The sequence below is a fragment of the Aliihoeflea aestuarii genome (assembly GCF_024105665.1).
Lineage (GTDB): Bacteria > Pseudomonadota > Alphaproteobacteria > Rhizobiales > Rhizobiaceae > Aliihoeflea > Aliihoeflea aestuarii.
In genome coordinates this window covers 101628-114256 of record NZ_JAAAMK010000007.1, presented here as the reverse complement: position 1 = coordinate 114256, position 12629 = coordinate 101628, and the positions used below count along the sequence as shown (strand labels likewise).

Genomic DNA, 12629 nt, shown 5'->3' with positions numbered 1-12629 from the left:
ATAGCCGCGCTCGATCCATGTGCAAGCCGGAAACGACGACGGGCCCCGAAGGGCCCGCCATACGATGTCATCTGGAAGTGGCTCAGTTCGCCTGACGACGCAGGAACGCCGGAATTTCGAGCTGATCGTCTTCCTGCACCTGACGCGGCTGGACCGCCATGCGGCCATTGTCGTCCATCTGGCCGCGACGCGGCGCGTAGTGCTGCGCATCCGCGCTCGGCGCGCGGCGCTGTTCGGGAGCCGGTGCCTGCGGACGCAGACGCGGCTCGCGCGGCTGTGCAGGCTGGAGGCGGGCAGGCTCTTCCTCGCGGCGCGCCAGACCGTTCGTCAGGCGCTTCAGGAGGCCCATCGGGCCGCGATCTTCGCTCTGCTGTTCCGGCTGGGCACGCGTCAGTTCGGCCTGCACCATCGGCGGAAAGTCTTCCACACGGGGCATGCGGGCCTGCGGCGCAGGCGCCGGCGCGGCGACGGGCTGCACGGGCGCGACATGCTGGACCGGCGCTTCGACCGGACGGGCCGGCTCCGCGAACAGGCGGCTTTGCGGGCGGAACTCGTCCTGCGGGGCTGCGGGGCGAAGCTGGGCGGCTTCCGCGTCGGCCTGACGGATCGCCTCGGCGACCGGATCGAGCGGAGCAGCAGCGACCGGATGGCCCGCTACAGCGACCGGCTGCGGACGCTCTTCGATCGCGCGCGGTGCGGACTGGGGAGCGGCGGGAGCTTGCTGGACCGGTGCCTGCACCGGCCGTTGCTGTGCCTGACGCGGCGTGATCGCCGGGGCGGCGATTTCGGCCGACGACTTGTCGATACCGGTCGCGACGACCGACACGCGGATGACGCCTTCCAGTTCCTCGTCGAAGGTCGCTCCGAGAATGATGTTGGCGTCCGAATCCACTTCCTCACGGATTCGGGTTGCGGCTTCGTCGACTTCGAACAGGGTCAGGTCGCGCCCGCCGGTGATCGAGATCAGAAGGCCCTTGGCGCCCTTCATCGAGGTCTCGTCGAGCAGCGGGTTGGCGATGGCAGCCTCGGCGGCAGCCTGCGCGCGGCCCTCGCCAGAGGCTTCGCCCGTGCCCATCATGGCCTTGCCCATCTCGCGCATGACCGAACGTACGTCGGCGAAGTCGAGATTGATCAGGCCTTCCTTGACCATCAAATCGGTGATGCAGGCAACGCCCGAATAGAGCACCTGATCGGCCATCGCGAAGGCATCCGCGAAGGTGGTCTTGTCATTGGCGATGCGGAAGAGGTTCTGGTTCGGAATGACGATCAGCGTATCGACGCATTTCTGCAGTTCCTCGATACCCAGATCCGCGGTGCGCATGCGCCGCTGGCCCTCGAAATGGAACGGCTTGGTAACGACGCCGACCGTGAGGATGCCCTTTTCGCGCGCAGCACGCGCCACGACCGGAGCTGCGCCCGTGCCGGTGCCGCCGCCCATGCCTGCGGTGACGAAGCACATATGCGTGTTCGACAGATGATCGATGATCTCGTCGATGCACTCTTCGGCGGCGGCGCGGCCGACTTCCGGCTGCGAACCGGCGCCGAGACCTTCGGTCACGTTCGCGCCGAGTTGGATGAGGCGCTCGGCCTTGGTCATCGTCAGCGCCTGCGCGTCGGTGTTCGCCACGACGAACTCGACGCCCCGCAGGCCCGCGGTGATCATGTTGTTGACGGCGTTGCCGCCACCGCCGCCCACACCGAAGACGGTGATACACGGCTTCAGCTCGGTAATGTCCGGCTTTTGCAGATTGATTGTCATGAGTGTCGTCCTTTTTTCGCCTGTCCTGCCGCGACGCTGCTGCGGCCGCTGGGGCTAAGCCCCGTCAAAACTCAAAAACTATCCCGTAACCACTGGCTCACACGTTGGAATCGTCCGCCCGTCCCGGTGGCCTGCCAGCGTAAACCTCCACCTCGTCTTAGCTGACTTTCCAGTTCCGAAACTTGCGGGTAGATCAAAAGCCCGGCTGCCGTCGAAAATGCCGGCCCCTTGGCCGCTTCCGGCAGACCGCTGACGCCGAGCGGCCGCCCGAGACGCACATTGCGTCCCAGAATGCGGCGCGCCGCATCGGTCATTCCCGTTAGCTGGCTCGCCCCGCCGGTCATTACGACGCGCTTGCCGACGACATTTCCGTAGCCGGACTTGTTCAGCCGGTCGCGAACGATCTCGAGCGTTTCCTCGACACGGGCACGGATGATCCGGTTCATCACCGAGCGGGGAACCTGAAGCGGAACGTCGCCGTCCTCGCCCATCGGATTGATCGTCACGATGTCGCGATCGTCTCCGCCCACGGTCATGGCCGAGCCGTGCATGACCTTGAGCCGTTCGGCGTGCGAAAGGCGCGTCGAAAGCCCCTTGGCCAGATCCATCGTCACATGCGTTCCGCCGATCGGCAGCGAATCGACATGGGCAAGCTTGCCGTCTGCGAAGATCGCCAGCGTGGTCGTGCCACCGCCCATATCGATGCAGGCCGCTCCCATCTCCATTTCGTCCTCGACCAGCGCGGAAAGTCCGCTTGCGTAGGACGTTGCGACGAAGCGCTCGACGGAAAGATGCGAACGGTTGATGCACAGTTCCAGATTGCGCAGCGGCGCGGCATCGGCGGTCAGCACATGCATGTCGACGCCAAGCGTGTCGCCGACCATGCCGCGCGGATCGCGCACGCCGCGTTCGGCATCGAGCGAAAAGCCGATCGGCATGGAATGAACGACTTCGCGCTCGGAGCGCTGCACCTGTTTGGCGCCGGCCGCCAGCACCCGTGTGATGTCGGATTCGTCGGCCTCGTGGCCGCCCAGATCGACCGTCGCGCTGAAGACGCGACTCTTGAGCCTGCCGGCCGACATGTTCACGATCAGGGAATCGACGGTCAGCCCGGCCATGCGTTCGGCGGCATCGACTGCGAGCCGGATCGCCTGCTCCGCGCGTTCGAGCTCCACGATCACGCCCGACTTGATGCCCAGCGATTTCTGGTGGCCGATGCCGATGACCCGTGCCTGATGGGTACGGCCCGGCAAGACGTCACTCTGCTCGCTCGGCTTCAGCTTGGCGATGATGCAGCACACCTTGCTCGATCCCACATCGAGGACGGTGACGATGCCGGATCGCTTTGCCGAAGCCGGCTTGCCGGAGGACAACCAGCTCATGTGCGTTTCTCCGGAGAATATCGCCTGCCCAGACGTTCCTTGAGCATGTCGTCGCGTTCGGCCATCGCCGCTTCGCTCAATTGCAGCACCATCCGGCCGTCGAGACGCATGTCGACCACCGAAACGTCGCGGGCGAAAAGCTCCTGCGCGCGGTCGACATCGACCAGCGCGGCAAGCGCCTGCTCGTAATTCTCGACCGGCAGCTTGACCGTCGTGCCGTTGCGCATGCGCAGGTCCCAGCGGCGGTCGGCGACGCGGATATAGGCCCGCGTCCGCGATGCGAGTTGCGGGAAGCCCTGCATCACGCTGATGAATTCAGCCGCGTGTTCTTCCGCACCCGACCCGACGACCACCGGAAGCTCGGCATGCTGGCTGCGCGCCAGCGGCGTGATGACCCGGCCGTCTTCCTCGACGACCCACAACCGCGAACCCTGCTGCCAGACGGCGAAAGGCTGGCGCTCGATCATCGTGACGGCAAGCGTCGAGGGATAGACCTTCTGCACCTCGACCTTCTCGACCCACGGCAGGCGCGCGATGCGCTCACGCGCCTCGCCGGCGCTGAAGCCGATCAGCGATGTCCAGCCGTCGAGGCCGACCGCGCCGAAGACATCGATCTCGGATGTGTAGCGGTTGCCGACGATCTCGATATTGTCGATGGCGAAACCGGTTCGAGCGGTGACCGACTGAACGACGCCGGGCATATGTCCACCGACGATCGTGCCATAGACCACCGACGAGCCGATCAGCAGAGCGCTTGCCATCAGCGCGGCAAAGCGCGGCGGCTCTACCTCGCCCGAAGTCCAGCGATGCAGATGGCGCGCGGGACGACGAAGGAAGCGCGGCAGGACGAACGCATCATGCGCCGACCAGGTCACTCGACCGGTTCGCTCTCCTAACGCAGACACGATGCGTCCTCCACCATCCAACTCAACAATTCCGCGAAGCTGTGCCCCGCATGCTCGGCCAATTCCGGCACAAGAGATGTCGGCGTCATCCCCGGCTGGGTGTTCACCTCCAGCCAGATGACCTCGCCATTTTCGGAATGACGGTCGTCGTAGCGGAAGTCGGATCGGGAGACCCCCCGACAGCCGATTGCTTGATGAGCCTTGAGCGCGAGTGTCTGTATTTTTTGGTAAATAAACGGTGAAATTTTTGCCGGCAGTTCGTGTTTCGAGCCCCCTTCGACATATTTTGAATCAAAATCATAGAAGGAGTGGCCGACAGGGATGATCTCGGTCACGCCAAGCGCGATATCGCCCATGACGGCGCAGGTCAATTCCCGTCCATGGACGAATCGCTCGACCATCACGATGTCGCCGTAGCGCCAGTCGGACGAGCCGATGATTTGCGGCGGATGCGCCTGATCTTCCTTGACGATCACGACGCCGAAGCTCGATCCCTCGCTGACGGGCTTGACCACGTAAGGCGGTTTCATGGGGTGAGCCTGGCCGATCGAATGACGGTTCATCACCTTCGCTTCGGCCACCGGGATGCCGGCCGATTTCGCGACGCGCTTGGCCTGCTCCTTGTTCATCGCAAGAGCGGAGGCAAGGACGCCTGAATGCGTATAGGGGATTTCGAGATATTCGAGGATGCCTTGGATGGTGCCGTCCTCGCCGAACGGGCCGTGCAGCGCATTGAAGGCGACGTTCGGCTTCAGTTCGCCCAAAACCGAGGCGACATCGCGCGCCACGTCGACACGCGTCACGCGATAGCCCGCGCCTTCGAGCGCATCGGCACACGGGTTTCCGGAAGCCAGAGACACAGGCCGCTCGGAGGAAAATCCCCCCATCAGGACGGCTACGTGTTTTTGCACCATGCCCGGAAATCCCCTCTTCCAACGGGCCAAAATTCTCAGCTATCGAGACGTGAATCGACACCGGCCGGCCAAACAAAGGCCAACCGTCCCCACACGCTTCAAGCGTGGCCGACTCAAATCAGATAACGCCGCACACCCAAAGAATCAGATCGCGGATTCCGTGGCAAGTGCTTGGGATTCAGGGAGCATTATTTTTTGTTTCAGCCCGTGATCGCGAGCCGGCTTCAAGGGGATCGTGAGTAGCGTCGTCGACGATCGTGGTCATGGCGCAGACCGTAGCGGCATATCGACAGTCGAGGCATGGATTCCTGTGACGAGCACAGGAATGACGGCATTGAGGAGTATGCAAATCGCCAACCTGCGAGACTGGTTAAAACAGCCCTGCAACCGTCATTCCTATGCTCGTCACAGGAATCCATGCCTCGCCGTTCATTCAGCCATCCGCTCTGCAGGACGGAGCGCTATGAAACGGGCCTGATGCCGGGATATTGTGCGCAATCTTTGTCTGGCATTCCCCGAGCATCACACCCGCTCGCCGAGAAATTCCGCAACCTCGTGGCCCGGCTTCGCCTGCCCGATCCGCTTGATCTCCCATTCGAGCGCGATGCCCGAATTCGCCAGCACGCGGGCGCGAACGGTTTCGCCCAGAAATTCGAGATCGTAGGCCGATGCGGTACCGGTATTGATCATGAAGTTGCAGTGCATGGGCGACATCTGCGCGCCGCCGATGACCAGCCCGCGACAGCCCGCCTTGTCGATCTCCTTCCAGGCCGACGTGCCTGCCGGATTCTTGAAGGTCGAGCCACCGGTCTTTTCCCTGATCGGCTGGACGGTTTCGCGGTGATGCTGAACCTCGTCCATAGCTGCACGGATCGCATCGGGATCGTCCCGGTAGCCTTCCATGAGCGCGCCTGTGAAGATCAGGTCGGCAGGCGCGTCGGAATGCCGGTAGGCGTAGCCCATCTGCGCATTGGACAGGACGTGGCGCTTGCCGGTTCGGTCGAGCGCATAGACATCCACGACGCGCTCGCGCGTTTCGACGCCGTTCGCACCCGCATTCATGCGCAGCGCACCGCCGATCGCGCCCGGAATGCCGTGATAGAAATGGAAGCCGCCGATCCCGGCATCGAGCGCCGCAGCCGCGACGCGCTTGTCGGGTGCGGCGGCACCGGCGCGCAAACGCGTTTCGTCCAGCACCTCGACCTGCCCGAAACCCTTGGCCGAAAGACGGATGACGACGCCCGGAATGCCTTCGTCCCGCACCAGAAGGTTCGACCCGATGCCCACGACAAGAACCGGAACATCATCTGGAATAAGGCGCAGGAATGCCGCCAGATCATCCTCGTCGGCGGGCTGGAACAAAAGCTCGGCCGCACCGCCGACGCGAAACCAGGTGATCGTCTCCATCCGCGCATCGGGCATCAGCCGTCCGCGAATGGCGGTCAGATCGCCGAGCCGCGCCAGAAGCGCATGTCCGTCGATCATGCCGCGGCCTCGAGCGAATTCAATTCCTTCGGCAGCGCGTAGGCCCATTGCGTGATGTTGCCCGCACCGAGGAAGACGACGAAATCGCCCGGCTCGACCAGTTCCCGAACAGCGGACGCGATCGCATCCGGCCCGCTCAGCGTTCGCGCATCGCGATGCCCGCCGGCCTTCATGCGCGAGACAAGCGTCTCGGCGTTGATGCCGTCGATCTCGTCCTCCCCCGCCGCATAAACGGGCGCGATCATGACCGTATCGGCATCGTTGAAGCAGGACGCGAAATCGTCGAACAGGTCGCGCAGGCGCGTAAAGCGGTGCGGCTGCGCGATCGCGACGATCCGGCCCTGACAGGCTTCGCGTGCCGCGCGCAGGACGGCCTTGATTTCGACCGGGTGGTGTCCGTAATCGTCGAACACCTTCACGCCGTTCCATTCACCCGTCAGCGTGAAGCGCCGCTTCACCCCGCCGAAAGCCGAAAGCCCCTTGCGGATTGCATCCGCACCGAGGCCGAGCTCGTGGGCGACGGCGATGGCGGCCGTGGCGTTCGAAACATTGTGGCGGCCGGGCATCGGCAGGCGCAGCCCCTCGATCGTCAGGGTCGCATCGCGCTTGCGGTTGCGAATCATCACGTCGAAGAGCGACGATTCCCCGTCCATCCGGTGATTGTAGAACCGAACGTCCGCCTGCGGATTCTCGCCATAGGTGATGACGCGCCGGTCCTCGATGCGTGCGACGAGTTGCTGCACTTCGGGATGATCGATGCACATCACGCCGACGCCGTAGAACGGCACGTTCTCGACGAACTGGCGGAACGCCTCGCGCACCTTTTCGAACGAGCCGTAATGGTCGAGATGCTCGGGGTCGATATTGGTGATGACGGCGATTTCAGCCGGCAGCTTCAGGAAGGTGCCGTCGCTCTCGTCTGCCTCCACCACCATCCACTCGCCCTCGCCCATGCGCGCATTGGTGCCATAGGCGTTGATGATGCCGCCATTGATGACGGTCGGGTCAAGCCCTCCGGCATCGAGCAACGTCGCGACCATCGATGTGGTCGTGGTCTTGCCGTGCGTGCCGCCGATGGCGACGGCCTGCCGGAAGCGCATCAGTTCGGCCAGCATCTCGGCCCGCCGCACGATCGGCAGAAGCTTCTCGCGTGCGGCGCTGAGTTCCGGATTGGATTTGCGGATCGCGGTCGACACGACGACGACCTCGGCCTGACCGAGATTTTCCGCCGCGTGGCCGACGAAGCACTCGATGCCCTTGGCGCGCAGGCGCTGGACGTTCGCGCTCTCCGACTGATCCGACCCCTGAACCTTGTAGCCCAGATTGTGAAGAACCTCGGCTATTCCGCTCATGCCGATGCCGCCGATGCCGATGAAATGCACGACGCCGATGGTCTGGGGCATTTTCATGGGGCGGCTCCTTGAGTGAATTGGCTGACTGTCTGGCCCGCCGCAATAGCCTCGGCGAGGTCGGCAAGCAATGCCGCCGCGTTCGGCTTTCCGGCCGAGCGGGCCGCCGCAGCCATCTTCCCCGCACGATCCGCATCGCTCATGAGACCTGCGATCAGTTCCGCAAGCCGTTCGGCCGACAGGCCCGATTGCGCCTCCACGAGCGCCCCGCCGGCTGCGGCGAGCGCGGCGGCGTTCGCCGCCTGGTCGTGATCGAGCGCATGGGGATAGGGAACGAGGATGGACGGCCGTCCGATGACCGCCATTTCCGAAACCGTCGACGCGCCCGAACGGGAAATCACCAATTGCGCCGAAGCGATCCTTTTCGCCATGTCCCTGAAGAACGGCGAGACCTCCGCCTCGATTCCCAATTCGGTATATGCCGCCTTGACCGCCGCCTCGTCATCGACGCGCGCCTGCTGAGTGACCTTCAACCGCGCGCGAAGTTCGGCTGGCAGCAGGCCCACCGCCTGCGGAACCGCCTGCGAAAAGAACTGCGCGCCCTGACTGCCGCCGAAGACGAGCAGATGAAAGGGCTCGCCCGCACCCGATGCAACATAGGATACGGATGAAGCCTCGATCACCGACGGACGCACGGGATTACCGGTGACGACCACCCGGCTGTCGGTTCCTGGCTCGAGGAACCCGCCGGCGATCGCCTTGGCCTTGCCGGCAAGCGCCTTGTTGGCACGTCCCATCACCGCGTTCTGCTCGTGCAGCATGGTCGGAACGTTGCGCCGCGTGGCCGCGTAGAGCGGCGGCAGCGTCGGATAGCCACCGAACCCGATCACGACCTTGGGGCGGATCGTCTCGATGATCTTCGTTGCCTGACGCACGCCCTTCCAGAGCGCGAGGAAAGTTCGCGCCAGCGCCAGCGGATTTTTGGAGCCGATCGTCGCCGAATCGATCGGATGGACCTTGGCGGCCGGGAAGTCTCCCGCGAAGCGTCCGGCCCGGTCGTCGGTCGCCAGATGGACCAGCCAGCCGCGCGCATTGAGTTCATGCGCCAGTGCCTCAGCCGGAAACAGGTGCCCACCCGTGCCGCCCGCCGAAAGGAGCATCAATCCCCGGCTCATGTCATTCGCCCGCCGGCAGGGGCTGCGCCCCGAACCCGCGTCCCGAAAGCACGCTAAGCTGCTGCGGCTTGCGCCGCGACAGGGCCAGCACCATTCCCATGGAAATCGCCATCGCGACGAGCGACGAGCCGCCATAGGAGATGAACGGAAGCGTCATGCCCTTCGTGGGCAGGAGTTGCAGGTTGACGCCCATATTGATGATCGACTGGAAGCCGAACAGCGCCACAAGCCCGGCGATCGCGAAACGGGAGAAATCGTCGTGTTCGCGCGAGGCTTTGGCGATGCCGCGCAGAACGACGAATGCGAACAGGCCGGCGATGACCAGGCACAGGATCAGGCCGAACTCCTCGGCCGCGACCGCGAAGACGAAGTCGGTATGGCTGTCCGGCAGGATGCGCTTGACCGAGCCTTCGCCCGGCCCCTGCCCGAACCAGCCGCCGCGCACCATCGCCTCATGCCCCATATCCACCTGGTAGGTGTCGCCCTCGCCGGTCAGGAAGCGGTCGATACGGCCGCGAACGTGATCGAATGAGGTGTAAGCGCCCAACCCCAGCGTCAGGGCGAGTCCGCCCAGGATGGCGATCCATATCCATGGCAGACCGGCGAGGAAGAACATGACCCCCCACGTCGCCACCACCAGGATCGACTGGCCGAGATCGGGCTGCGCAACGAGCAGGGCCAGAACCACGCCGAGCAGCATCATGGCGAAGAGGTTGCCCGGAATAACGTTCGACCGTGCGCGTTCGGCAAAGAGCCACGCGCAGATCACCACGAAGGCGGGTTTCAGATATTCGGAGGGCTGGAACGACATGGTGCCGATATGCAGCCAGCGCCGCGAGCCCTTGATCTCGGCACCGACGAACAGAACCGCGACCATCGCGATCAGCGAACAGACCAGCATTGCCAGCGCCAGCCGCCGCACCATACGCGGGCTAAGGAAAGACACACCGATCATCACGATGACCGCCGGGATCATGAAGATGATCTGGCGCGTGACGAAATGGAAGCTGCCCAGCCCGATGCGCTCGGCGACTGCCGGGCTGGCGGCGAAAGACAGGACGACGCCGAGAAGCATCAGCGCCAGAAACGCCGCCAGGAACCAGCGGTCGATTGTCCACCACCATTGCGCGACGGGGCTGCGGTCGACGCGACTGATCATTTGGATGTCCCTCCGAAGGAAACGAACCCGTCGAGCGCCTGAACCGCGCTGCGAAAGGCATCGCCACGAATTTCGAAATTCTTGAACTGGTCGAAACTGGCGCAGGCCGGCGACAGCAGCACGACCGGCTCGTCAACGCCGTCCGCGCCGGCATCGCGCGCGGCATGCGTCACGGCCGCATCGAGCGTACCGGCGATCTCGAATGGCGCGGCATCGCCCAACGTGGCTGCGAAAGCGGGCGCGGCCTCTCCGATGAGATAGGCGCGCTTCACGCGCGGGAAGAAACCGCGCAGCGTCTCGATACCGCCTTCCTTCGGCAAACCGCCGGCGATCCAGTAGATATTGCCGAAGCTCGACAGCGCCGGGGCCGCCGCTTCCGCGTTGGTCGCCTTGGAATCGTTGACGAAGAGCACGTTGCCCCGAGTGCCGACGAGTTCCATCCGATGCGCCAGACCGGGAAACGACGTCAAACCCGCCTGGACTTCCGCAGGGGTCAGCCCGAGCGCGACGCAGGCCGCGACGGCGGCCAGCGCATTTTGCGCATTGTGCTGACCGCGCAGCGTGTCGATGCCGTGGAGCGATGCGACGGTTTCGTTTTTTCCGGCGGATGCGTGCACGAGATCGGAGCCGGACGCGAAGTAGCCATCGGCAAGTTCGTGCCGTTTGGAAATCCGCACTACCTGATTTCCCGCCGCTTCAAGCCGCGACGCGATCTGTTCGCAATGGACGTCGTCCACGGCAATCACTGCCGTCTCGCTACCCGCGACCAGCCGCTCCTTGATCGCGGCGTAGTGCTGCATCGTTCCGTGACGGTCGAGATGGTCGGGCGTCAAATTGAGCAGGATGCCGACGGTCGGGTCCAGCGAAGGGGCGAGGTCGATCTGATAGGACGAGCACTCGACGACGTAGTGGCGGCCCGGCATCGGCGGTTCGAGCGTCATCACCGCCTTGCCGATATTGCCGCCCATCTGTGTGTCGCGACCGGCGTGGCGCAGCAGATGCGCGATCAGGGCCGTCGTCGTCGACTTTCCGTTCGTCCCCGTGATCGCGACCAGCGGCGCATCGGGCGCGGCCAGACGCCGCTCGCGTGCGAACAACTCGATGTCGCCGATGATCTCGACGCCGGCGGCGCGCGCCAGATCGACGGTCCAGTGGGGCTTGGGATGCGTCAGAGGGACACCGGGCGCAAGGAGTAGGCTGGAAACTGGCGTCCAGTCGATCTTGCGCAGGTCGCTTACCGGAACGCCCGCACTTTTCGCCTGCTCGACGCTTTGAGGATTGTCGTCAAACGCGATCATCTTCGCACCGCCCTCGATCAGCGCGCGCGCGGTCGCGATGCCCGACCCGCCGAGGCCGAAGAGCGCAACGCTGCGATTTGCGAAGGAGCGGGCCGCGATCATTTCCTACCTCAGCTTCAGCGAGGACAGGCCGATGAGGGCCAGGATCACGGCGATGATCCAGAACCGGATCACGACCTGACTCTCCGTCCAGCCGAGCTTTTCGAAATGGTGATGAATCGGCGCCATGAGGAACACGCGCTTGCCGGTCAGCTTGAACCAGCCGACCTGGATGATGACCGACAACGCTTCCATGACAAACAACCCGCCGATGATGGCGAGCACGATCTCATGCTTGGTCGCCACCGCGATCGCGCCGATCAGGCCGCCGAGCGCCAGCGACCCCGTATCGCCCATGAAGATGGCGGCGGGCGGCGCGTTGAACCAGAGGAAGCCGAGCCCCGCGCCGATCACCGCGCCGAGAATGACCGCCAGTTCGCCGGTGCCCGGTACGAAATGGATTTGCAGATAATCGGCAAAGACCGCGTTGCCCGACAGATAGGCGATGACGCCGAACGCTGCCGCCGCCACCATCACCGGGACGATGGCGAGGCCGTCGAGGCCATCCGTCAAATTGACGGCATTGCCCGCGCCGACAATGACGAAGGCGGCGAACGGAATGAAGAACCATCCCAGATTGAGCAGCAAATCCTTGATGAACGGGAAGGTCAGCGACGACGAGAACGGCGCTTCGCCGGCATTCATGATGACGAAGGTGGCGATCCCCGCAATCAGGAACTCCATGCCGAGGCGCGCTTTGCCCGAATAGCCCATATGGGACTGCTTCGTGACCTTGAGGTAATCGTCGTAAAAGCCGATCGCGCCGAAGCCGAGCGTGACCAGCAGCACCACCCAGACATAGATGGACCCGAGATTTGCCCACAAAAGCGATGCGCCGACGATGCCGATGAGCATCATCAGGCCGCCCATGGTCGGCGTGCCCGCTTTCTTGAAATGGGTCTGCGGCCCGTCCGCGCGGATCGGCTGCCCGCGCCCCTGCCGGATGCGCAGTGCGTCGATGATCATCGGCCCGAAGATGAACACGATGAGCGCCGACGTGATCAGCGCCCCGCCCGTCCTGAAAGTAATGTACCGGAAGACGTTGAAGGCCGAAACCTGATCCGCCAGCGGTACGAGAAGCATCAGCATGTCGGTTCCTGTCTC

General features: G+C 64.2%; 10 protein-coding genes. All 10 read right to left on the bottom strand.

The window, feature by feature from the left end:
- Window positions 1-82: 82 nt before the first annotated feature.
- Window positions 83-1759, bottom strand: a complete 1677-nt coding sequence (ftsZ, locus tag GTW25_RS14630; RefSeq protein ID WP_252912942.1) for a cell division protein FtsZ — start codon at window positions 1757-1759, stop codon at window positions 83-85.
- A 71-nt stretch (window positions 1760-1830) separates the two neighbouring features.
- Entirely contained in the window at window positions 1831-3141 is a 1311-nt protein-coding gene (ftsA, locus tag GTW25_RS14625) for a cell division protein FtsA (protein ID WP_252912940.1), read from the bottom strand.
- Window positions 3138-4016: a cell division protein FtsQ/DivIB gene (locus GTW25_RS14620; RefSeq protein WP_252912939.1), complete on the bottom strand. Its 879-nt coding sequence runs from the start codon at window positions 4014-4016 to the stop codon at window positions 3138-3140. The genes ftsA and GTW25_RS14620 overlap by 4 nt, the downstream gene beginning before the upstream one ends.
- Before the next feature lie 17 nt (window positions 4017-4033).
- A complete protein-coding gene (locus GTW25_RS14615; protein ID WP_252912938.1) occupies window positions 4034-4960 on the bottom strand; it encodes a D-alanine--D-alanine ligase in 927 nt (308 codons plus the stop codon).
- 522 nt (window positions 4961-5482) lie between these two features.
- On the bottom strand, window positions 5483-6445 hold the full coding sequence (gene murB / locus GTW25_RS14610; protein ID WP_252912937.1) for a UDP-N-acetylmuramate dehydrogenase: 963 nt from the start codon (window positions 6443-6445) through the stop codon (window positions 5483-5485).
- Window positions 6442-7854, bottom strand: a complete 1413-nt coding sequence (gene murC, locus GTW25_RS14605; protein ID WP_252912936.1) for a UDP-N-acetylmuramate--L-alanine ligase — start codon at window positions 7852-7854, stop codon at window positions 6442-6444. Before murC ends, murB begins: the two co-directional genes overlap by 4 nt.
- The gene (murG, locus tag GTW25_RS14600) at window positions 7851-8969 is read right to left on the bottom strand and encodes an undecaprenyldiphospho-muramoylpentapeptide beta-N-acetylglucosaminyltransferase (RefSeq protein ID WP_252912934.1); all 1119 of its coding nucleotides are present in this window, start codon (window positions 8967-8969) and stop codon (window positions 7851-7853) included. The genes murC and murG overlap by 4 nt, the downstream gene beginning before the upstream one ends.
- A gap of 1 nt (window position 8970) precedes the next feature.
- The gene (gene ftsW, locus GTW25_RS14595; RefSeq protein ID WP_252912932.1) at window positions 8971-10128 is read right to left on the bottom strand and encodes a putative lipid II flippase FtsW; all 1158 of its coding nucleotides are present in this window, start codon (window positions 10126-10128) and stop codon (window positions 8971-8973) included.
- A complete protein-coding gene (murD, locus tag GTW25_RS14590) occupies window positions 10125-11528 on the bottom strand; it encodes a UDP-N-acetylmuramoyl-L-alanine--D-glutamate ligase (RefSeq protein WP_252912930.1) in 1404 nt (467 codons plus the stop codon). Before murD ends, ftsW begins: the two co-directional genes overlap by 4 nt.
- Before the next feature lie 3 nt (window positions 11529-11531).
- Window positions 11532-12614: a phospho-N-acetylmuramoyl-pentapeptide-transferase gene (mraY, locus tag GTW25_RS14585; protein ID WP_252912928.1), complete on the bottom strand. Its 1083-nt coding sequence runs from the start codon at window positions 12612-12614 to the stop codon at window positions 11532-11534.
- Window positions 12615-12629: the final 15 nt, after the last annotated feature.